General features: G+C 35.7%; 22 protein-coding genes. 8 read left to right on the plus strand and 14 right to left on the minus strand.

Annotated features, from left to right (window positions below; all coding sequences use genetic code 11):
- Positions 1–152: 152 nt before the first annotated feature.
- From U9M49_RS15315 to U9M49_RS15330, 4 genes are all read right to left on the minus strand, one after another.
- Positions 153–1,136 carry an ABC transporter substrate-binding protein gene (locus U9M49_RS15315; RefSeq protein ID WP_095370465.1) on the minus strand — a complete coding sequence of 328 codons (984 nt, stop codon included), beginning with the start codon at positions 1,134–1,136 and terminating at the stop codon, positions 153–155.
- Between the two features lie 15 nt (positions 1,137–1,151).
- Entirely contained in the window at positions 1,152–2,462 is a 1,311-nt protein-coding gene (locus tag U9M49_RS15320) for an NtaA/DmoA family FMN-dependent monooxygenase (RefSeq protein ID WP_095370466.1), read from the minus strand.
- Between the two features lie 239 nt (positions 2,463–2,701).
- Positions 2,702–3,607: an ABC transporter ATP-binding protein gene (locus U9M49_RS15325; protein ID WP_289432908.1), complete on the minus strand. Its 906-nt coding sequence runs from the start codon at positions 3,605–3,607 to the stop codon at positions 2,702–2,704.
- Positions 3,608–4,285, minus strand: a complete 678-nt coding sequence (locus tag U9M49_RS15330; protein ID WP_095370468.1) for an ABC transporter permease — start codon at positions 4,283–4,285, stop codon at positions 3,608–3,610.
- 145 nt (positions 4,286–4,430) lie between these two features.
- Between U9M49_RS15330 and U9M49_RS15335 the strand changes: the two genes are divergently transcribed.
- From U9M49_RS15335 to U9M49_RS15345, 3 genes are read left to right on the plus strand one after another with little or no spacing between them, the layout of a single operon-like run.
- Positions 4,431–5,138 (plus strand): response regulator transcription factor, encoded by a 708-nt coding sequence (locus tag U9M49_RS15335; RefSeq protein ID WP_095370469.1) that lies wholly within the window; start codon positions 4,431–4,433, stop codon positions 5,136–5,138.
- The gene (locus U9M49_RS15340; RefSeq protein ID WP_322910085.1) at positions 5,135–5,413 is read left to right on the plus strand and encodes a hypothetical protein; all 279 of its coding nucleotides are present in this window, start codon (positions 5,135–5,137) and stop codon (positions 5,411–5,413) included. The genes U9M49_RS15335 and U9M49_RS15340 overlap by 4 nt, the downstream gene beginning before the upstream one ends.
- A 27-nt stretch (positions 5,414–5,440) precedes the next feature.
- Positions 5,441–6,838 carry a HAMP domain-containing sensor histidine kinase gene (locus tag U9M49_RS15345; RefSeq protein ID WP_322910086.1) on the plus strand — a complete coding sequence of 466 codons (1,398 nt, stop codon included), beginning with the start codon at positions 5,441–5,443 and terminating at the stop codon, positions 6,836–6,838.
- Between the two features lie 94 nt (positions 6,839–6,932).
- On the opposite strand, the gene U9M49_RS15350 is transcribed toward U9M49_RS15345, so the two are convergent.
- Together U9M49_RS15350 and U9M49_RS15355 are read right to left on the minus strand one after the other, a co-directional pair.
- The gene (locus U9M49_RS15350) at positions 6,933–7,694 is read right to left on the minus strand and encodes a TerC family protein (protein ID WP_095370471.1); all 762 of its coding nucleotides are present in this window, start codon (positions 7,692–7,694) and stop codon (positions 6,933–6,935) included.
- A 390-nt stretch (positions 7,695–8,084) separates the two neighbouring features.
- Positions 8,085–9,767, minus strand: a complete 1,683-nt coding sequence (locus U9M49_RS15355) for a hypothetical protein (RefSeq protein ID WP_095370472.1) — start codon at positions 9,765–9,767, stop codon at positions 8,085–8,087.
- A 130-nt stretch (positions 9,768–9,897) separates the two neighbouring features.
- On the opposite strand from U9M49_RS15355, the gene U9M49_RS15360 reads away from it, so the two are divergent.
- The gene (locus U9M49_RS15360) at positions 9,898–10,602 is read left to right on the plus strand and encodes a polysaccharide deacetylase family protein (RefSeq protein ID WP_322910087.1); all 705 of its coding nucleotides are present in this window, start codon (positions 9,898–9,900) and stop codon (positions 10,600–10,602) included.
- A gap of 185 nt (positions 10,603–10,787) precedes the next feature.
- Here the strand turns inward: U9M49_RS15360 and U9M49_RS15365 are convergent, their stop codons facing one another.
- From U9M49_RS15365 to U9M49_RS15375, 3 genes are all read right to left on the minus strand, one after another.
- Complete coding sequence (locus U9M49_RS15365) at positions 10,788–11,744, minus strand: hypothetical protein (protein ID WP_322910088.1); 957 nt, start codon at positions 11,742–11,744, stop codon at positions 10,788–10,790.
- Between the two features lie 229 nt (positions 11,745–11,973).
- On the minus strand, positions 11,974–12,891 hold the full coding sequence (locus U9M49_RS15370; RefSeq protein WP_322910089.1) for a macrolide 2'-phosphotransferase: 918 nt from the start codon (positions 12,889–12,891) through the stop codon (positions 11,974–11,976).
- A 13-nt stretch (positions 12,892–12,904) separates the two neighbouring features.
- Positions 12,905–14,368: an Msr family ABC-F type ribosomal protection protein gene (locus tag U9M49_RS15375; RefSeq protein WP_307314868.1), complete on the minus strand. Its 1,464-nt coding sequence runs from the start codon at positions 14,366–14,368 to the stop codon at positions 12,905–12,907.
- 390 nt (positions 14,369–14,758) lie between these two features.
- On the opposite strand from U9M49_RS15375, the gene U9M49_RS15380 reads away from it, so the two are divergent.
- Complete coding sequence (locus U9M49_RS15380) at positions 14,759–15,142, plus strand: nuclear transport factor 2 family protein (RefSeq protein ID WP_307314869.1); 384 nt, start codon at positions 14,759–14,761, stop codon at positions 15,140–15,142.
- A gap of 32 nt (positions 15,143–15,174) precedes the next feature.
- Here U9M49_RS15380 and U9M49_RS15385 read toward each other — a convergent pair whose 3' ends face one another.
- Complete coding sequence (locus U9M49_RS15385; RefSeq protein WP_307314872.1) at positions 15,175–15,699, minus strand: dihydrofolate reductase family protein; 525 nt, start codon at positions 15,697–15,699, stop codon at positions 15,175–15,177.
- A 177-nt stretch (positions 15,700–15,876) separates the two neighbouring features.
- Here U9M49_RS15385 and U9M49_RS15390 point away from each other — a divergent pair, with 177 nt between their 5' ends.
- From U9M49_RS15390 to U9M49_RS15400, 3 genes are all read left to right on the plus strand, one after another.
- On the plus strand, positions 15,877–16,290 hold the full coding sequence (locus tag U9M49_RS15390) for a VOC family protein (RefSeq protein WP_095370479.1): 414 nt from the start codon (positions 15,877–15,879) through the stop codon (positions 16,288–16,290).
- A 418-nt stretch (positions 16,291–16,708) separates the two neighbouring features.
- Positions 16,709–17,239, plus strand: coding sequence for a TetR/AcrR family transcriptional regulator (locus tag U9M49_RS15395; RefSeq protein WP_322910090.1), 531 nt, complete (start codon positions 16,709–16,711; stop codon positions 17,237–17,239).
- A gap of 67 nt (positions 17,240–17,306) precedes the next feature.
- Positions 17,307–18,431 carry an MFS transporter gene (locus U9M49_RS15400; RefSeq protein WP_322910091.1) on the plus strand — a complete coding sequence of 375 codons (1,125 nt, stop codon included), beginning with the start codon at positions 17,307–17,309 and terminating at the stop codon, positions 18,429–18,431.
- A gap of 693 nt (positions 18,432–19,124) precedes the next feature.
- On the opposite strand, the gene U9M49_RS15405 is transcribed toward U9M49_RS15400, so the two are convergent.
- The 4 genes from U9M49_RS15405 to U9M49_RS15420 all read right to left on the minus strand — a co-directional run bounded on the left by U9M49_RS15405 (position 19,125) and on the right by U9M49_RS15420 (position 21,248).
- Positions 19,125–19,502, minus strand: a complete 378-nt coding sequence (locus U9M49_RS15405) for a hypothetical protein (RefSeq protein WP_322910092.1) — start codon at positions 19,500–19,502, stop codon at positions 19,125–19,127.
- Positions 19,503–19,538: 36 nt separating this feature from the next.
- Positions 19,539–20,234 (minus strand): hypothetical protein, encoded by a 696-nt coding sequence (locus U9M49_RS15410; RefSeq protein WP_322910093.1) that lies wholly within the window; start codon positions 20,232–20,234, stop codon positions 19,539–19,541.
- Positions 20,235–20,343: 109 nt separating this feature from the next.
- The gene (locus U9M49_RS15415; RefSeq protein WP_322910094.1) at positions 20,344–20,586 is read right to left on the minus strand and encodes a hypothetical protein; all 243 of its coding nucleotides are present in this window, start codon (positions 20,584–20,586) and stop codon (positions 20,344–20,346) included.
- 29 nt (positions 20,587–20,615) lie between these two features.
- Positions 20,616–21,248, minus strand: a complete 633-nt coding sequence (locus tag U9M49_RS15420) for an HNH endonuclease family protein (RefSeq protein WP_307314891.1) — start codon at positions 21,246–21,248, stop codon at positions 20,616–20,618.
- Positions 21,249–21,727 lie beyond the last annotated feature (479 nt).

Raw genomic sequence — 21,727 nt, forward strand, 5'->3', positions numbered from 1 at the left:
TAGTCAATTATTGTCCATAATGGATATATAGCTCAGCACGTCGGAAAGGGGGTCCATAGGCGAGAGCGAAAAAAAATATGGATGGTGTGTATATGGGACAATAACTGCTAGAGTACTATCATCTTTTGATGATATTCCTTATTCCTGCGATATTATTTAGATAAATCTTCTTGTAATGCTTTTAAAAATTCAACACGGCTATTTGCAGGGCCGCCTTCTAATAGTGGATCAATCGTATTTACATATACTTGATCTTCTTTAAATGCCGTAATGTTTTTCACAATAGGATCGTTTTGTAAATCTTCTAAAGCGTTTTTCGCCTCTGCATTTTCACTTTCAGCAAATTGGATGAATAGGTGGTCTGGATTCATATCTGCTAACTGCTCAATTGAAAGTTGTGCTTGGTTCTCTGCTGCTTCAATCTCTGCTGGTACTTCTAATCCTAATTCACTATATAAAACAGGATTGACGAATACATCTTGTGGATAAACAAATACTTGACCTGCGCGGATACGTACAGCTGCTACTTTTTTACCTTCTAATTCTCCAGCAATAGATGCTTTTGCAGTTTCTACATCTTCTTTATATGCATTTAATACTTCTTCTGCTTTATCTTCTTTTCCAGAAATCTCACCCATTAACTTTAAGTTTGCTTCCCAATCAGTAGAGATATAAGAAACAGGAATAGTCGTAGCAATTTTCTCTAATTTCTCTGTTACATCTGCAGGGAATTTAGATGTTGCTAAAATAACATCTGGTTGTAACTCAAGCACTTTTTCAAAGTTCGGTTGTCTTTTTTCACCGATAGATTCAGCTTTATCTGTGATAGAAGTATAAATTTCAGGAAATTCTCCTCCAACTGAAATAGCACCCACTGGATGTACATCTAATGCTAACGCATCTTCCATTGCTTCCATGGCACCAGTAATTACGATTCGCTCTGCATTAGCAGGGATTTCGTATGATTTACCTAAGTACTCAATTGTTTTTGTACCATCTTCACTGCTTTCTTCGGTTTTTGCATCATCTTCCTCTTTGTTCGAAGCATTTGACTCTTCACTACTACCTCCACCACAAGCGGCTAATACTAACATGATGAACATCATTAAACTAGCTAACATCCACTTTCTATTCACTATTATTCTCTCCTTCTAGTTCTTCTTCTTTGTTAGATTTGTTATAAATGTATTACTTTCATACTCTTCTCTGAACAATCCTTTTTCTACAAGTAATGGTAGCAGCTTATCGAAAAATAGTTGTAGTGACCTTATTGAACCACCTGGTAAAGCAATAAAACCATCCATTGCTCCTTTATCCAGCCAGTATTCAATCTGCTGTGCAGCCTCCTCGACTGTGCCGATGATTATCCAATGAGCCGAACTGATAACCTCTGGCCTTGATAGTAATTGCTGAACTGTTGGTTCATTTTTGATAATGTAATCTTTTAACAGTCCTGCATGTGTTTTGCTATACACTTGTCGATCATTATGCGGTATGTGCGCTGCAGTTACTTTGTCATCTTTAGCAAATCCACTCAGATCCAGGCCCAGTATACGCCGTACCATTGCCAATTGTTGCTCCAGACTTAGATGTGCAAAAGCATCACGATAAAGCGCTTTTGCTTCAGCAGTTGTATTTCCTAAGAAAAGTGATAATCCTGGTAATACAACAATATCATCAGCTTTTCTACCTTTTGACTTTGCACGATTGCGCAAATCTTGACGATAACTTATCGCTGATTCGATTGTAGGTGTGGCAGCAAAGATTCCTGATGCTACACCAGAAGCAAACTCACGCCCAGCATCAGAAGCACCTGCTTGAAATAATGGTAATTCTCCAGCAAGATGAGCAGGTAAATTCAGCGGTCCTCTCACATCATAGAAATCACCTTGATAATCAATTGGATGAATTTTATCTTTATCAGCAAATATCCCTTCATCCCGATCAACTAAGAAAGCTTCAGCAGGGTAACTCCTCCACAACCTATGAATAACATCTACGCTCTCTTTCGCACGATTATATCTTTCCTCTGAAGAAGGCATATTCTTATGGCCAAAATTATCTCCACCTTCAATAGAAGTGACAATGTTCCACCCTGCTCTTCCTTCACTTAATCGATGAAGAGTCTGTAATTGCCTTGCAATCACGTATGGTGGGTTAAAAGTAGTCGAAACAGTTGTGACCAATCCAATCTGACTTGTGTGCTCTGCTAGCATCGTCATCAACAATGTCGGATCTAATCCTCCCATCGCTGGTGATATATTGACTCTTTCTGGATGCAAAAATAATGCATCTGGTTTGAATACAAAGTCCAACTTTGCTTCTTCTGCTTTTTTCGTCAGCTCTATGTAAAAATCAGCAGAAAATATACGTTCTGCACTACTATCTTTTTTGCGCCAACCCCAGCCATTTAACCAAGTAGGTGATAATGATAACCCTATACAAAGATGCTTCTCACTCATTACTATTCAACCTTCCCTACAGTTGCTGCCACTAACATTCCCATATAAAAAACGATTTTCATTCAGAGATTCTGTTTGATAATGAGAATCATTTTCATTATAGGATGGAATGAAAAAAAAATCTAGTGTTATTTTGAAATTATTTGTTAATTTTTTCTTTAGCTCAAATGTAAAAAATAAAAGGTAGCCCGAACCAAGAATGGTTTTATAGGCTACCTTTATGATACTTAAAATCCGGTCTATCCTTCTAAGAATACTTCCTCAAGGCTAGGCTCATCTACCTCAATACGAAAAATATCAATTTTATATTGGTTAAAAGCTCTTACAATTTGAGCAATTTGTTCCTCCTTTTCTAAAGTTATTATTGTTTTCTCATCTTCTCGTTGTATCTCTTCACTCATATTATTTAACCATTGGATGACCGTATGTTCTTGATCTTGCGGAAAAATTGAATGTTTCATTGTCACAATCAGCTTCGACCGGTAATACGCTTTAAGTTCAGCAATTGTACCAAGTTTCTGTAGCTTGCCATCTTTCATAATTCCAATTCTGTTACAGAGCTTTTCAACTTCATATAAATTATGCGAAGTTAAAAATATCGTTTTCCCCATTTCCTTTAACTTAATGATTAATTGTTGAATTTCTATCGCAGATTCAACATCTAATCCCGAGGTTGGTTCGTCTAAAAATAATACTTCCGGATCATGAATAATCGCTTGAGCTAACCCTAGTTTTTTCTTCATCCCAAATGAGTATTTACCCACTCTTTTATTCGCATCTAAACCAAGTCCAACCCATTTTAAGACACGTAAACATTCTGCAGTCGTCACTTTTTTTCCAGAAATATTGGCAAAATATTTTAAATGAGCAATTGCATTCATATGATGATAGAATGCCGTATAGTCAGGCAATACTCCGATTCTTTTTTTCACTTCTTCATTTGGTACCTTTTCTCCTAGAATACTAAATGAGCCAGAAGTTGGTCGAAGAATACCTGTTAATATATTTATAAAAGTAGATTTTCCTGCCCCATTTCTACCAAGAAAACCGAAAACCTCTCCTTCTTCTACTTTTAAGTTTATCCCTTTTACAATATCGACTTTACCAAAGCGCTTTACTATATCTCTCGTTTCTATCACATTCATTTAACAATCCGTCCTTTTAAAAATAAAATAAGTCATACTATACATAACAGCAGCTTGTAAAAAAACGATAAGAAACTTAAAATCTTCGTCTTGCATATAGAATAGCGGCATCAAATATTTTAGATAGCTATACCATGCTGTAGATTCTAATATAACCATTTGAAAGATTGAAAAGGCCATCCCAAAAATCACACCAATAAACATTGTATATTGTGGACTCTTAATGACAATTGATAACAATAATGTAATAACGACAAGGTAAGTTAATAAACTTACTGTTTCCAAAAATAATCGCCCATCAAATGACTTAGAATAAAACAACGTTATTACATAACAGACAGTAAAACAGACAAACCAAAAAATCCATACTCCTAAAAATTTACCAAACAGAATATTTGCTTTGGATGTCTTCGTGACAAGAAAGCGCATCGTACGCTCACTCAATTCTCGATTTAAGACATCATGTGATAATGACATCACGAATAATGGACCAAAAAGTAGCAAGATTATCAGTAGACCACCCGCATACCAACTTGAAGTTTGTTCTAACTCCAGAATTGGTACTAATTGCTCCGTATACTTTGCAAAATAATAAGAACTGACTAAAAGAACAACAATCATAATAATCGATTTCACACTTTTGAATAATTGAAAGAATTCCTTCTTTGTAATTGCCATCAATGTTATTCCCTCCTTACGAACTACTATAATAGACTCACCTTACCTAATGAGTAACATCACCTTAATTCTACCTTAAATTTCCACAATCGCTTCTTAAAAATGATATGATATATGCGGAATACTAGCTAGGGGATGATAGAAATTGTATGATAGCAGACTATTAATAGTAGACGATGAACAGTCAATCTGTACGATGTTAGTGACGATTTTAAAAAAAGAAGGCTTTAACCATATACATACGACTGGCACAGCAGAAGATGCTTTATCATTATGTGAAAATAACGAGTATGATTTAATCCTTTTAGATGTGATGCTTCCATGTAAAAGTGGTTTTGACATCTGTCCAAGTATACGTGCGATCACTAATGCACCCATTTTTTTTCTAACGGCGAGAGCATCCGATCTAGATAAGTTATCAGGTTTTGCCTTAGGCGCTGATGATTATATTACTAAGCCCTTTAATCCACTTGAAGTCGTGGCACGGATACTTGCCCATTTACGTAGACAACAAACTCATTTACCATCAAAAAAATTAAAGCAATTCAACTTTGGCTCCCTTGAGATCAACATTCATTCAGGTGAAGTATATAAGAACAAGACAAAAATCGATCTCTCAGCTCAATTATTCCAATTACTCGTTTTCTTATGTAAGCACCCTAATCAACTATTCAGTAAAGGACAGCTTTATGAGCAAGTTTGGGGGGAGCCTTACTTAGGAGAAGATAATACGGTAATGGTTCATATTCGAAAGTTAAGAGAGAAAATCGAAGACAATCCTAGTGATCCAAAATGGATTGTGACTGTACGAGGGCTTGGCTATAAGTTTGTTAGTAGGGATACCCCAAAATGAGTATTCATCGACGTTTTATTACTCAATTTCTTTTGCAGTTGTTTTTTTATTTTATCTTCATTTCTTTTATTCTTTTAACCTTTACTGTTTTCTTTGGTTATTATTTATCAAAGGCGGAGATTGAAGGGAATGTTGGGAAAGCTGACGAACTATTTTTAGAGGATCAAATACAACTAAACAATGGGCATGTCACCATCCAATCAGAGTTAAAAGAGCTAGTAAAAAAGCAATCTGGATGGTTATTAATATTTGATAATAAAGGGCAGCTAATATAGCATTTATACTCGCCTAAAGAGTTAGAAATGAACTTCTCAGCTTTGATAGATCATAAGGAGGATTACGATCGATATTATAGTTGGCAGTTATATAATGATAGTGAACAGCCACTCATTGTCATGTTTGGGCAAAGAAATAAAGCTGAGAAGCTCATTGATGAAATCGCCTCACATATGAACTGGACAACAGATGAATTGCAATTACCAAGGGATCTTCAACATGAAGTAATGAGTGTAGATGGATCCGTGTTTTTATCTACACTGGATGGGACAGTCTTGAATACCTTCAACAATGAGCAGAGACTGTCTATTAAAGAACTTTATCAATTAGGTAACAATAATAGCTTTTTGACAAAGAGTATTTCCAATCAGGAATCTAATAAGACACTCATTGTCTCTGTCCCTAATCCGATAAAAGAGGATGTTGAAGCAACAACGTTTATATATCATTTAAAATATCCACTGATCGCTCTCCTAATCGCTTTATTACTCACTTTTATTATTAGTGGCTTTTTATATTCGCGTAAGTTCGCATCACCTGTAACGACAGTGATCCAATGGATTGAAAATTTAGGGAATAAACAATATACGTCTCCTACAAATATTAGACATCAACAAAAGCTCTATAATAAGTCTGGAGTTATTAAGCATAAATATAGACTTTATAAAGAAGTAATGGAAACACTCTCTGCTGTAACCATCCAACTAGAAGAAAATGAAAAAATGCGAAAAAAACAAGCTAAAACAAGAGAAGACTGGATTAGTGGCTTATCACATGACTTGAAAACACCGCTTTCTTCTATTGTAGGTTACACAAAAATGTTAAATTCCGATCAATATCAATGGAGCCTAGATGAAAAAAAACATTTCATTGACACAATCGATGAGAAATCCCATTACATGATGGAGCTTATCGAAGACCTAACTTTAACTTATCGTTTACAGAATAACAGTTTACCTATTATAGAAGAATCAATAGAATTGAACGAAACGATACGTAGGACAATTATTCAGACAATGAATATGCAAGATGAGTATGCCTATACTTTTGATCTGCAATCAGAAACAAAGCAATTGATTATTTCTCTCGATCCTAAATGGTTCCAAAGAATTTTAGATAATCTCATTATGAATGCTGTGAAATACAACCCAAAAGGAACGACTATAACGATTACGACGCAGACGTTAGAAGAGAGATTGGTCATCATTACCATTGAGGATAATGGAATTGGTATGGACGATGAAACATTAGATAACTTGTTTGATCGCTACTATCGTGGGACAAATACGACTGATTCTTCTACTGGTACCGGATTAGGAATGGCAATCACTAAACAACTCGTCAAACTTCATGGAGGGTCAATTAAAGTACACAGTGATGTCGGTGTGGGGACAAAAGTGAGGATTATCCTTCCCATTAATTAAGACACAACAAATTTCTTAGTGGATATGAATACTTCATTATATCCACTGCTTTTCTTTTTTAGCATGTACTTAAAACATCCTCTATAAACACAACTCATGCTGGGTTTTTACTAGAAGAAAACCAACCTATTACTGCGATCGCAAGTAATATGCCATAAAATATGATTTGCCAAAGGGCTGAATGGGCAAATCCTTCTGGTAACCAAGCAATGTCTTCGTGTGAAAGGACCATTACGAGTAGCTTCACACCTACCCAACCGACAATCAGATAAGCGGCCCCCTCAAGGTTCGGACGTTTATGAAGTAAATCAACAAAGATATTAGCAGCAAAACGCATGAGAAGGACACCGATCAGTCCACCAATAAATACAACAAGGAAATGCCCTGTGTTCAGTCCACCAATATGACCCCAATCTGTTTCAGGTAAGGTTACACCTAAAGCAACGGCAGCTAAAATAGAATCAATGGCAAAGACTAAGTCTGCACATTCTACTTTAAATACAGTCCACCAAAACTCTTTCTGAGTAGCTTCTTCTATGACTTCTTCCTGTTGTTGAGAATGATTGTTCTTTTTCATTCTCAACCAAGTATATAGATTTTTAATTGACATGATTAATAAATATATCGCACCTAAGGCTTGAACTTGCCAGACGTTCACTAAGAAAGAAATAATAAATAATGACCCGAAACGAAGAACCATTGCACCAACTAGGCCATAAAATAAGGCTTTTTTCCGTTGTTTCTCAGGTAAATGACTGACCATTAATGCTAATACGACCGCATTATCAGCAGCAAGTAATCCTTCAAGACAGATGATAACGATTAATACACCTAAATATGGTAATAACAATTCCAATCCTTTCGACTCCCCTTTTTTGCATGATGCGTAACAAAATTTTGTTCACACATGAAGCAGTAGCAAAACAAAGAAATCCCATAGCGAGCTGTTCAGGATGGGCGGAGTCCCATGTTCTCTTCTCTAAACGGCAAATCTCTTTTATAATGTCTCAGGCAGTTACTGCATACTTATTTTTCCTAAATTCCTCGATTTCAACCTATTAATCCTCTATAAATTTGTTATTCATAAAATAATTTAGTAAATAACGGGTGAAAAACCATCCTCACTAAAGAAAGAGTAAAAAATAGTTAGACAATGGTTAAATAGATGAAATTGGCTACCAAATAAAAAAACGCACACAAATTCTGTTTTCATAACAGAATTGTGCACGTTTTAAGTAAAGCATTGTTATTCTAATCCATTAATGGTCATTTCTTTAACAGGTAAAAACATTTCACCTGTATTTAAATAGGTCATCTCTACTTCATCATCTTCTTGCAAATAGATCGCTAGCGGATTGTTTTCAGTAGAGGCAATGAAATTCTTACCATCTTCCAAAAGGAAGGATACGTTTGTTGATTCCCCTACTCTTTCTTTATATACCCTAACTACTTTTCCTGTTAATTGGACTTCTTCAGCACTAGAGCTTCCTTCAACACTTCCACTACCACGTTGTAGAGCTGTTTTATATTGCTTCAATGCATCATTTGGTGTACTAGCATAAACAGCAATTTCCGGATTCGCAGCTGAAACGATAAAATAGTTTTGCAAGAAGCCATTTGTATCTAATACCGGTGTTAACCAGCTTGCTTCACCATAGAAATTATATAGGATTGGCATTTTACCATACCATTTTTTCTCAATGAATTTCTTTTCGATAATTTGTAATGCCCCTTGAGAATCCATATAAGACTCTTCAAGATTCCCCGTATAATAAGTCGCTTCACCTGTTCGAGAGTTCGTCAAAGAATATCCTAGCATAGAGTCAACGCCCTCTTTCGGACTGGTGAAATCAGTGAAATAATACATATCGCCTTTTTCATCAAAAATAGGACTCACATTCGCTTCTGTACCTTCATCTGATGGTAACTTCACATCAGATTTTCCAAATAAACTATTCCAGTAGCCATTCACATATTTTCCGAAGTAGCTATTATGCAAGCTAACTGTCTCCGGCGAAACAGCTCCGTCAATAAAAGCAGGTACATCTTTTAATTTATATTGCTTAGCAGCTCCTGTTAACGGGTCAACCATCACTATCCCCAATGGATTAAAACCGTTTCTTGCGCTAATAAATTCACCATAGGTGCGAATATAAAAAGGCTTACCATCATCATCAATTTCTAATTGCACATCACCATAGAAAATATAATCAGGGTATTGCATTCGAATCTGGCGATAAATATCTTTGTTTAAGAAGGAAGATGGTGTATAAGCCATTTCCGATTTAATAAACTTTGGATTGGCACTAGAGTCTGTTGCACTTACAGTAAAATACCCTGGTGTAGTATCACCTTGTATCCATTTAAAGAAACCGGAAAATTCTACTGGTGCAATATACACATATTGCCCATCTACTTTTTGTATTTGTAAACTCCCAAGTTCATAATAGCTCGTGTTTGGCACTTGCCCAAAAGCTTTCTTCATTTTATTACGAGCAAAATCAGGCGGCACACTTGCTGGTGTTTCATTCTCATCAAATGTTTCAATTTCTTCTTCGACCTGCATTTGTGCTTTTTCAAATTTCTTATCTGCATTAAAGACAAATGCGAAAGACATATAAGCGATAGCTATGATACCTATTAAACCTAGTACTAATTTAACCTTACGTTCTATACCTTTAGCAAAGAAACCGCCAAGTACAGCTAACACTGTTAAACCGATAACAAGACCATTCATATTGCGATCTAAATTAGTGAAGTAGTAAATACTAAAGATAATAATAAAGAGGAGAATGAAGATAAAAAGGAACCCGTTAATTGAAGGGCTTTTTTTCTTTTCTTCCCCCTTTTGAAATAAAGATAAGATTGGAAACAAAATAACTGCGCTTACCACAGCGATTATAAGTGAGAATATAAATAGTTCTCCCATGGAGTATCCCCTTTCGTTATTGCAATGTTCTACTATGTTATACGGATCTACACGGAAATAGTTTCAGTCCTTTTTCATTTTTTTGTTATAATCAAGACTAATGAAATCTAAAATGTGAGGAAATAGTAATGTGAGAAAAAAAACATATCTTAAAATCCTTTTGTCGTTACTGTTACTTTGTTTGCTTTTATTCGGTAGCTATGAATTAATGAATGCAAGATCATATCAATTATTCGGAAACATAACAAATAGCATTGAAACCGATGAAAAAGTAGTTGCTCTTACTTTCGATGATGGTCCAACTAAAAATGTGGAACAGGTTCTTCACTTATTGGAACAATACAATGCAAAGGCCACTTTCTTTCTGATTGGTCAAGATATAGAGAAGTTTCCCGAAGAAACGAAAGCAATTATTGAAGCTGATCATCAAGTTGGTAATCATACATTTTCACATGCAAGAATGATTTTCAAGTCACCGACATTTATTAAAGAGGAAATTGATAAAACCGATGAACTCATCCATGAAGCGGGATATAAAGGCGAGATAGACTTTAGACCACCAAACGGCAAAAAATTAGTATTCTTACCTTATTATCTCAAGCAACAAGAAAAAGAAACGATTACATGGAATATTGAACCTGATACTTTTTTCACTACACCAGAGGAAAAAATCGACTATGTATTAGAAGCAATCCACCCTGGTTCTATTATTCTCCTTCATCCAATGTATGATCAATCTGGTGACGAACTTCAAGTGATCGAAGAAATTTTAAAAGCTTTAACGAAAGAAGGCTATCGATTTATTACTGTCGATGACCTACAAGCATTGGAATAAAAATCATAAACCTTTCGCTTCAAGGAGTTTTTTCACCTTTCATTCTATCTATTAAAAAACTTGTACTAAAATAAAGGGCTGGTATACCAATGACTAGATAAAGCCAGCTCTTTGGCATCAAAAGGTTATAGAAATAACTAAATAATACAACCCAGCTAAATAAAATAATAAAATAAGCTAACTTTTTAAAGACTGTTCTTACCTCCTGTCCTTAACCCTTTCAACATATCTGTATGTTGACAATATAGCTTTCTCCCATATTGACAGATTTCCTTATAATGTATATTCAACCATTTATCCATATCTTTTTGTTCATTTTTCTTGAAAAAGAATGTAGATAGTTGCTGCATGATTTGGTAAGATGCATAGTTATGTGGAATATCATTATTTATGGCTTGATGGATTAACCTTTCTAGCAAACGATGGTCTGAGTAATAGATGAGCTCGATTAATTTTGCGCGATACTCCAGCTCCTTCCCGCTTAAATTCGGATAATGTTTATAATCGTTGATATGTTGAGCTTCATGCTTTAAAAATGAAACGAGGAACTGATCTTCATTTAAATATTCTCTATAGCGAGGAAGTATACAATAGATCCCTTCCTTCGATGCCCATCCACCTGCTCCTATTTCTCCAAAAGTGGCATAGTCTAGCCAACCCAGCATCAAAAAATCATCGAGGAAAAATACTTGAACCGTTTCTATTTCATTTAAAAGTTCAACATCTACCTTTTTACTTTCTGTAGTTTGCCAAATATATGGACCATAATGTGGAAATGTCCTTCCTCCGACGAATGAATAGCCTTTCTCTTTAAATATTTGTCTCAGCTCTTCTTCTATTTCTTCCATCGACTGAGCATGGCTAAATGTTGATTTACCTAAACCTATTAATAGATCACTTTCCGCTTGAGAAACATCTTTTCTCCTAGTTAAAACATCTATAAAATAGCTGTGATAACAATTAACTACATTTGCTATCCACTTATCAACATGTTGAAAAGGTTCATTCTTCTGAAAGAAGCGCTGTTGATAACTTTTCAACATGGCTTCCTCTTCTGCAGTACGATGCTCCTTTCTTATTAATTGTTGATAGATTTGTGTGATCTCACCCTGAATACAGAGTTGATAGAGTAAATGTGCCACCCGAAAAACCTCCATTTGCTGTTCTTCCTATGTGGGATTCGACATTATTCTTCTATTACCTTCATTATTCTTAATGGTTCAGTTCAACTATGGATCACCTACGGATAATCGTCGTATGTTGCTTCACCCTGTTTTCAAATGACGATTGTAGATTTCAAACGAATGATAGTAAAAACAAACGAGCAAATCTTTTCACAGTCTTTGCTCGCTTGTTGAGTATCTCTAGGATTTATTTGCTGCTCTCCTCATTATCCCCATCTACACCAAGCATCGTTTTTGCCATCTTCTCCATTTCCTCCAAGCCAGAGAGTTGAGCAAATTCAGCTACTCCAACGGCTGCTGCACTGACAAGTTCGATGATATGCTCTTTCATAAATGGCCATGTCCTGCCGCCCGCTTTTTCATAAGCTGAGATGACTGCATCTAACCCCTCTTCTCCAAAAATTAAATAATGAGAAGTAAAGTCTATAGATACATCACCGACAGCTACTTCAGTCCAGTCTATCAATCCTGTTACCTCTTTCTCTTTATTCACAAGAATATGCCCTGGATGCACGTCACCGTGAAGCAATCCTGTATGATTGGGCCATAGGCGATCATTCGCCAACCACTTCTGCCAACGTCTCCAAAGTTCATCTTTTACCCCATAAATCTCCTTTACCTTATTCATTCTTGAACTCATTTCCTCTTTTGCTTGGGAACTATTAAAAATTTTAATACCAATATCCTCCACATAGGGAATCGGCGTTCGGTGAAGTTCTGCCAGTATTTCACCTAACGTTGCGTGATACCTTGTCAAATCACTTTCCTTATCGAAGCTCCAAACATAGTTTTGTATCTCATGATCGATTGTGCCAGCTGGTATACCGTCTAATTGTTTGTAGGCCATACAATCATTCGTAAAAACCTCCCAATGCGGTGCTTTAATGCTCGTATGTTTATAAAGTACTTCAAGTACCGCATGCTCCTGTTTTGAACGAGTCATTGAATCTTCACGGCGTGGTATACGTAATATCCACTGATTATTTTCCTTATCCACAACATGTGCAACTAAGAAATCCATACCTGATTCATTTATTTTAATTTCTTCCTCATCAATCATTAATCCATGTTTGTTAGCTAGTCTTTTCACTTCTTTTTTATCCATTTTTATCTCTCCTTTATTTCACTTGTTTTATTTGTTGCTCTTCAATTTTAAAAATATGATCCGCCACTCTTTTCACGAAAGTTCGGTCATGACTTACCAGCAGTACAGTCCCTTCATATGCATGAAGAAAACTTTCCAATGCTTGTATGGCTCTTATATCTAGAAAATTGGTTGGTTCATCTAAGATGAGTACATTATTACTTCCTAAAAATAGCTGACATAATACAAGTCTGGTTGATTCTCCACCACTTAAGGTCATTACCGATTTCTGCAAGTCATTCCCTTCAAAACCCATAGAATGAAGGACTGTACGAACTTTACTTTCAGCATATACACTGTTTTCATTCATAAATGCTAAAACCGTTTGTACACCTTCTAATAAATAATTATGCTGATGATAAACACCAAATGATACATTAGGAGATAGAACTATTCCATCCCCATTGGAGACGATATGTTTAAGTAAAACCGTTTTACCGGAACCATTCCTTCCCTCAATGGCAATGATCTTTCTTAATGGGAACTGGAAACTGGCATGTGTTAATAATCGTTTGCCATCAACAGATAAAGAGACTCTATCTCCCATTATTGGGTATTTATTATGCATTTGAAGAATTTTTGATTGTGGGAAGTGGTGCACACGATCAACTTCCGGTGTCTTTACCTCTCCTAACTGATCTATTCTTTGTTCTATTGCCTTCGCCTGACGATGAATGTTTCTTTGACTTGTATCTTTTGATTTCGTCATGAACATTCGGTTCGCTTTTGCTTTTGCCTCTTTTTTCGACATTGAACGATTGGCTTGATTCACTTTTTCTGCTTGCTTCATTTTTTCATCCGCTGCTTGAATTAATCTTTGTTTTTCTTTCTTATATTGTTCAAATGCTTGAATATGCTGATTGTGAGCTAGTTGTTTCTGTGACTCATAGTCAGAATAGTTGCCCACATATTCTGTTACGTGTCCATCTTCAACTTCCCATATTTTTGTTACCAATTGATCGAGCAAGTATCTATCATGACTAATAATAATGAGCGAACCGTAATAATACATAAGCTCATCTATTAAAAAATCTATGCCTTCACTATCCAGATGGGTTGTCGGTTCGTCGATAAGCAATCCTTCATAATAGGTGGAAAAAAGTTGAGCAAGTTTTAATCGTGTCTGTTCACCACCACTTAAATGATTCACATCCTCATTTGGTACGGATAACCTTGATAATAACTCTCCGTCTGCTTGCCTTGTTTCCGGCACTTCTTTTTGCTCAAAGTAGCCAAAGTCAATCTGTTTACTCACACTTCCTTTTAAAGGATAGATATCCCCATACATAAGCTTTAATAGGGTCGTTTTACCACTACCATTCTTCCCAACAATCCCAATTCGATCATACTGGTAGACTGATAAATAAGGAATCTCTAAAATAATACGATCTAGATATGTCACCTCAATATTTTTTATTTCTAATGTTAATTGTCCCACGCTGCCACTTCCTTTAGTTGAGTGATTAAAGGAATGTGATCATAAAAAAACACAGACGCGCTCGGTTGTCTGTGTTTAGGGTAAACGTATATGGTGGTATTTGTTTTAGAGATAACAAAAAAACACAGACAATCTGCGTTTTCTGTTCGAAATTATCACGATGAAAACCATTAAAAATGTGCAGACTACTCCCGTTTACCCTGTTTATGAAAACAGAGCCTTTGAACATTATTCAATTAGCTGTTCAAAGTAACGTGGCGTAATCTCATACTTGCAGTCATTTTTAATGATCCTCCCTTCTTTTATTAATAATAACTATATTATGTTCTCCATAGATTTGTCAATCAGGCAAAAAATCCGGTAAGATACATAAAAAGGAGTGAAAGTATAATGGACTTTACCTTTACTTACCCAAAAGATTGTAGCAATGCACCAAAAAAAGAGACGATTAAAGAAATGATACATGCTTTTGCTCGTAAAGATCCCTCCCAAGGTTCTCACTATTTGTCAGAGGATATCCAATGGCAACGAGTGAACCATCAGTCAATCATTGGCAAAGAGAGCCTATTTCATTTCTTTGCTAACACTGAAAATAATCATGTTTTATCTCTACATATTGAGCGAATTATCACCCATGGAAAACTTGCGTCAGCGGATGGCACTTATACTATGTCAGATGGTTCAACATTTTCTTTTTGCCATATCATTACCTTCACAAGTGCCGGAAAAAATACAATTAATACTGTCAAAACCTTTTTAATTAAACACGATTGAATGATTTTGACAGAACATTAATTCTCGAAACATTACCTTTCCACAACATAATGTAATTCAACAAATTGATTAAAGGTTCTCGTGCTTATTAAAGAAAGATTGAATTGATAATCACCTGCCTTAAAAAGGGGAATGCCCTCACCAATGATTCTTGGTGCAACAGTAACAATCATTTCATCTATAAGATTTTCCTGTAAGAATGTATAAAGTAAGTCACCCCCACCGATTAGCCATATGCTTTTTCCCTCACCATTTTTCAAATGATTTGTAAATGCTTTAATATCTGGATGAATAAATTTCACATATTCCGTATCTTCATTCACTGATCGGGAGAACACAAAACATTCCTTATCCTTGTATGGAAATTCTCCCTTTTCTTGTTCCATTACCCAATCATACGTACGCTTTCCTATTAAGATTGTATCCACACCGTTGATAAACTCACCGTAGCCATTATCTCCTTCTGACTCCACACTAAATAACCAATCTAGTGAATCTTCTTTTGTTGCGATATAACCATCTAAACTTTGAGCAATATATAGTACTACTTTTCTCATCATAACCCTCCTAAAAAGAACAATTGTTCGTATATTTTAACATACATCTTCATTCATATCATCTACACCGAATAGATAATCATACATATTTAAATCAATTGATATTTAAAAATTTAAAATATTTCACTTTTTGTATTATTATTATTATAATTAAGCCAATTTTTTAGGAGGAAACCTATGTTTAAAGTCGGTAGCATTTTTATTCCTGTGTCAGATATTGAAAAATCTTCTTCATGGTACGTAAAATACTTAGGTGCGACGAAAATTGACGTTTGGGAAGGGGGCGCGGGATTTTATTTACCTACTGGGTCAACTCAGTTAGCTTTAATCAAAGTGAATCGTCCACAACCGACGGAATTCACTATACAAGATAACCAAAAAAACGCCTATTATAATTTTGTCGTGGATAACATCGTAACAGTTCATCAGTATTTTAATAAAAATGGAGTCATAACGACTGATATTCAACATATGGGAGAGATGGCGTTCTTCGATTTTTTCGATATAGATGGTAATCCATTTAGTGTAGTAAATGAAGTAAAAGATTCACCGTATCATTCAGAGAATGTAAAAAGAATGCAAGAAAAGTAAGAAGGAAAAGAGGTTAGGATATCAGTATGCTAGCTAAGGATTTATCGAATGATTAGGTATATCTAACAGCTAATCATTCGGGTTTTTTGTAATTTATCTTTTTATATGAAGTAAATAGTGGACCGGAGCGGAAGACACTCGACTCCTGTGGGAAATAGAGGGGGAGCTTGTGATCCCGCAGGTAATGCCCTAGGAGGCTCAAGCCCCTCCCCGCGGGAAGCAAGTGTACGCGAGGGCAATGGAATTTTTGGTAAAAGGAGTTTTATAAATCATAATTTGTAATTGTTCGTTTTTGATTTTAGCTCATTTTGTTATGTTCCTACCTCCTTTATCCAAACGAATCAGCTTAATTGAAAAACCCCTTTTAATGGTTTACTATTTATATAATGAACGTTATATCTAAAGGATGTGTGGGTAAATGAGTAAAAAGAAAGAGCAATTACTTGAAAAATCAGAGAAATTATTTGATCAGCACGGCTTTCATACAGTTGGCTTAAAACAAATTATTAAAGAATCTAATGTGGCTCTTATGACAATGTACAACCACTTTGCATCGAAAGAAGCGCTTATTTTAGAAGTGTTACGTAGAAGAGAAGAAAGATATTTTGACATTTTAGAAAATGCCTTATCCAATCAGGGCAACTTAGCTATTCGATTAGCCGAGGCACACATCAATTGGTTAAGAATAAACGGTTCAAATGGTTGTATGTTTCTGCGGGCTAGAGAGGAGTATTCTTTAGAACCTTCATTTAATGGTGAGATTGTCAGTTTTACTGAACAACATAAAAGACGGCTCATTGATTTTTTCACAAGTAAAGGATTGAATAGCAACGAGGCACTAAGGCTTGAATTGTTATTTGAAGGAGCTACCGCTTTGGCAGAAGTATTTGCTATAGAGACTGTAGCAACAGAATTTCATCATTCAGTATCGAGTTTGTTTTCGGAATAGAGGGTCTCGCTCTTTATTTCAAGAAAATATAATGAACGTTATATCTATTTGAATGAGGTGAATAAACATGAGAAAAGTAATACTACCTGGATTAGCAATGATTGCTGTCACATATGCACTTGCCCGCTTAAGTTATGGCTTATTTCTCCCAAATATCTCGAATACATTGGGCATGAGTGAAGGTGAAGCTGGGCTAGGGAGTTCCATTGCATTTATCGCCTATGCACTTGCTTTATTACTTTCAGCCTTATTGATTAAACATTTTGGCTACCGGAAAGTGAATCTCTTTGCTGGTTTTACAGCCGTTTTTGGACTACTAGGGATGGCTAGTGCGCCATCTATTTTATACTTAAATATAAGCCTATTTATAGCTGGTTTAGGTAGTGGATTAGCTTCTCCAGCATTAAGTCAAATGGTGCAAAACACTTTATCAAAAGAAAAGCTCGACCAAGGAAACACATGGATCAATAGTGGAACCAGCTTTGGTATTATTTTGAGCGGACCCATCGTTATTTTATTGACTGATCATTGGCGATTAGCTTACTTACTATTTGCTGTTATTGCTGCTCTTGTATTGATTTGGAATCATTTTTCTCTTCCTCCTGATGAGAAAAAGGAATCGTTATCAGATAACAATATTAAATATCTATCTGCTATAAAAACAGCTAAATATTTATTAGTTGCTTCCCTTTTAATCGGCGGAAGTTCTTCAATTTACTGGACTTTTTCAAGAAGCTTCATAACTTCAAGCTATGGACTAGGAATCAATGAAAGTGTGATATTCTGGATTATCATAGGATTGGCTGGCATACTTGGAGGCGTTTCAGGAAACTTTATTCAAAAACTGGGATTGTCCCTGTCTTACCGATTACTTGTCTTTTTACTAGCAACGTCTATCTTTCTATTAACAATTCCAAGCGCTGTGGCTATTTACCTTTCGGCTGGTCTATTTGGCAGTACCTACGTTTTCCTCACGGGACTATGTATTGTCTGGGCCACGAGGATTTTTCCCGTTTTGCCGGCTTTAGGAGTAAGTTTATCCTTTTTCGCACTGGGAATCGGGCAATCATTAGGTTCCTATCTCGCCGGTATATCCATTGAAATGACTTCCTATCCTTTTAGTTTCAACATATTTGCCGCCTTTTGCTTAGTCGCTTTGTTTGTCACAACGAAGAAGAAGTCAACGTCATGAGTAGGATCTGCTTTTTCATAGGTAATCACCGCTACACGAAATAAAGAATAAGCATCAGTTATTGTTGCCTCAAACAATAACTGATGCTTATTCTTTGTTCAGAACTTTCATTCAATTCTAGAGTTGCTTAGTTAGGATGGATGTTACCATTCACACTATCCACTTTTAAACTCGCTACCCTTTGTCCTTTAGATTCTTCCAATAAGCATTCCTTATAAATTGGGTTATTTTTAAATTGTTCTAAGACTCTATGAAAATCTTTCTCCTGCTCGTATTCTATACACTCAACTAATTGTCCTCTGTTGTTGGTTATTTTTATCGTATGCATACTCTTTGTTGTTTCCCCCACCTATTCTTATTTATTAATATTTATACTATTAACCTGTATATTTTCGTTTCCTCCTTATACAGTAACACATTCAACTTTTACTTTGAATGACATTTATAAGACAATATTAACATTAATTTTAACAAAATTAATCAACTAACGTCAAAATGCATACAATGAATGATTATACAACATTTGAGAATACTGGATTACTCTAACCCTTAAAAATCCTCCACAATAAAATGTAGAAGTAAGGCGACCTGATTAATCTAGTGATTAGTTGTCCATGTACTAGGATTATTTCTGCCATCCGCAAAAAAAACCTATTATCCATGAAGGTAATAGGTTATCTCTAACAAGTTATTTTATTCTTCTTCTTCTTCGACAACTACCTCATGTTCACCTATATAAATGGGGCCATTGGCATGATCAATTCTAATCGGCCATTCATAAGGAACAGCCAGTCTTTTTGCTACTGTTCTCCAAAACTTTGTTGAATCTCTTTCGAACTCTTGGAAATCTTGCAATAATTCTTTATAAGAAGAACCATCGAACTGTACATACATCTCTTGTAATCTCATAAAAGCCATATGACGTATTTCTAATTCGGCTGCTTGCTCCATTTCTTCTTCTGTTGCTTCAGCAATAATCGTACCTGGAGGGGGTAATATGGTATAAATATTATCTATTTCCACTTCTTGGTCAACTGTTTCTACGTTTTTATTACGATTACGATTAAACATAAGCATCTTCTCCTATTATCTATTATCTCATTCATATTAGCTTAAATTAGAAACAATTGGAAGTGGAATTTTATTACGATACACTTCTAATCCAACTACATCATTCGAATTTTCATTTACCCAAAGAACGAGATCTCCAGCCATTCTACTAAATGTGCGAATAGTATAAGATGTGATTAACTCATCCTCTAGTTGCCAACCAGTAGGCTGAAGGAGAATCGATTCCTGTTGAACAAAAAAGGTTGCATGAAAAAAGGAGAAAACTTCTTCCGTTTCTCTTGAGCTTAATTGTGCGATTTTCTCTTTATTGATGAGATAATATTTTATTTTTTGTGGTGTATCTGAGAGTTTTATTCGTTTTCTTCTATATAAATCTTGGATAGCCGGATACCCATTCTTTTGGAGATGCTTTTCTATAATGATCCTTGATTCTGGTTTCAAATGAAATAAATTCATTTCCTTTACCCGTCCAGCAATAATGGTTTCTTTTATTTCCTCATAATGAGGAGCAGCCATCTCCATCACAAGCAATCTCGCCTGTTCATCAGGTATTGGATAGACCATCATACTAGACTCTTCATTAATGATATCGACGGCGGCGAATAACTGACAAACAGCACTCATCATTTTCGGACTTTTCTTTACAATTATTTTCCTCATTCTGAAATCTTTTATTTCTCCCTCATCTATTGAACAAGGATGTCCTTCTATTTCAGTTAGCCAATTAAACATCGGTACTCCTTTCCATGGTTTATTGAATATGGCTATCCTTCAATTTAATTAAAGCTTGAATACCTTCACGCCGACTTCCACATTCAAGAACGCCACATTACATATATGATTATTGCCTGTTTAATACTGCAATTAACATCCGGTGTATCACATCATGGTCCCGAGTGTCATGTAACTGATAGTTTCCCCCTGGAAGTGTGTACCATTCATCCGCATCTACATAAGTAATCGCAAGAGTGAGGTTACCTTCTTTGTCAGATGTCGTTCGTAATTCAAGATCCCCACTGATGACACCAACCTCAGTAGTCATAACACCATGAGTTGCCTTAAACACAGATGAGATTGTATCCATTTAATTGACTCCTTTCATTGGTTGATTGTTTAATAGGAGCAACTATTGAGCATTCCTTGAAGAGCTGTTTTTTCAGAACTCTGCAAATGCAAACTCCAATTGTATTTTGTATTGATCCACATTTTAGCATAAGCACAATTTGCACCTGCACGAGGTGGTTGCCATGTGGATGGATCTTGGTCACCTTTGGAACGATTGGAGCTGGCTGATACTGCGATGAGTTGTGGTCCATTGAGGTCATTGGCGAAGTCCTCTCTTTTAGCAGTTGACCAACTGCTTGCCCCAGAACGCCATGCTTCTGCGAGTGGAACGACATGGTCAATATCTAATTGTGAGGGGTCATTGAAAGTGATGCCATCATAATAGCTATACCATTTACCTGAAGTCACTGGACAATTACCACTATAATTGTCGGCATCACGCTTAAGGATTACTTGTCTTGTATCACAACCATCCCCTTGACTAATCCAGTGAGGGAATTTTTCTCGACTATAGCCACTCATGGATCCCTCATTTTGTACATTTAACGAATTAAGTTGTGCTTGGGTAGTAGATTTGGATGGCAGATCTGGAGGCAAAGCAGAAGCAGGTAATAAATCATACTGAAAAACAAGCAATGATAAAACAAGAGACAAAGAGAACAGCAACGACTTTTTCAACATAGAATTCCTCCTCATTATAATGGTTGTCTATATCAACACTCTAATAAGAGCTGCTAATACCAATCTTAGATAGGACTTTCTATGAGTTTTTCAAGCAATAATCACTTTGAAATAATTATGTATCTACTTATTTATGGTATATCATAATTAACATCAATTGAAGTTACAATATTATTAATATTTTGTTAATTTGACTTCTTTGAAGACTACATACTAGAGTTGAAAGATGTGCTTCTTCGAAAGATAATAAGCAAATTAGAATGATGTGTGGGGAAATAGGGGTATGGCATGTTGACACACAAAATCCACAAGAAAAGCAGTTGAATATATGGTATAAATCCCCGGAGAACCAAATCTTTTTGTTCTTCCTTATTAAAATTGGGGTCGATAGGTTATCATTTATATGAGAGCATTGGTTTCTCTTTATACAACGCCCTCACCCCTTCCTATTTTTTCAAACATAAATGCCGTAATCTCCT

This window comes from Cytobacillus sp. OWB-43 (assembly GCF_034651445.1).
GTDB lineage: Bacteria > Bacillota > Bacilli > Bacillales > Cytobacillaceae > Cytobacillus > Cytobacillus kochii.

Bases quoted from the DNA above. Each gene is read 5' to 3' on its own strand.
- U9M49_RS15395 (WP_322910090.1), top strand. From the start codon at position 16,709: ATGAGTAAAAAGAAAGAGCAATTACTTGAAAAATCAGAGAAATTATTT.
- U9M49_RS15370 (WP_322910089.1), bottom strand. From the start codon at position 12,891: ATGGATAAAAAAGAAGTGAAAAGACTAGCTAACAAACATGGATTAATG.
- U9M49_RS15380 (WP_307314869.1), top strand. From the start codon at position 14,759: ATGGACTTTACCTTTACTTACCCAAAAGATTGTAGCAATGCACCAAAA.
- U9M49_RS15390 (WP_095370479.1), top strand. From the start codon at position 15,877: ATGTTTAAAGTCGGTAGCATTTTTATTCCTGTGTCAGATATTGAAAAA.
- U9M49_RS15325 (WP_289432908.1), bottom strand. From the start codon at position 3,607: ATGAATGTGATAGAAACGAGAGATATAGTAAAGCGCTTTGGTAAAGTC.
- U9M49_RS15355 (WP_095370472.1), bottom strand. From the start codon at position 9,767: ATGGGAGAACTATTTATATTCTCACTTATAATCGCTGTGGTAAGCGCA.
- U9M49_RS15410 (WP_322910093.1), bottom strand. From the start codon at position 20,234: ATGTTTAATTGGCTAACTGAAATAGAAGGACATCCTTGTTCAATAGAT.
- U9M49_RS15405 (WP_322910092.1), bottom strand. From the start codon at position 19,502: ATGTTTAATCGTAATCGTAATAAAAACGTAGAAACAGTTGACCAAGAA.
- U9M49_RS15385 (WP_307314872.1), bottom strand. From the start codon at position 15,699: ATGAGAAAAGTAGTACTATATATTGCTCAAAGTTTAGATGGTTATATC.
- U9M49_RS15330 (WP_095370468.1), bottom strand. From the start codon at position 4,285: ATGGCAATTACAAAGAAGGAATTCTTTCAATTATTCAAAAGTGTGAAA.
- U9M49_RS15340 (WP_322910085.1), top strand. From the start codon at position 5,135: ATGAGTATTCATCGACGTTTTATTACTCAATTTCTTTTGCAGTTGTTT.
- U9M49_RS15415 (WP_322910094.1), bottom strand. From the start codon at position 20,586: ATGGATACAATCTCATCTGTGTTTAAGGCAACTCATGGTGTTATGACT.
- U9M49_RS15345 (WP_322910086.1), top strand. From the start codon at position 5,441: ATGAACTTCTCAGCTTTGATAGATCATAAGGAGGATTACGATCGATAT.
- U9M49_RS15420 (WP_307314891.1), bottom strand. From the start codon at position 21,248: ATGTTGAAAAAGTCGTTGCTGTTCTCTTTGTCTCTTGTTTTATCATTG.
- U9M49_RS15400 (WP_322910091.1), top strand. From the start codon at position 17,307: ATGAGAAAAGTAATACTACCTGGATTAGCAATGATTGCTGTCACATAT.
- U9M49_RS15320 (WP_095370466.1), bottom strand. From the start codon at position 2,462: ATGAGTGAGAAGCATCTTTGTATAGGGTTATCATTATCACCTACTTGG.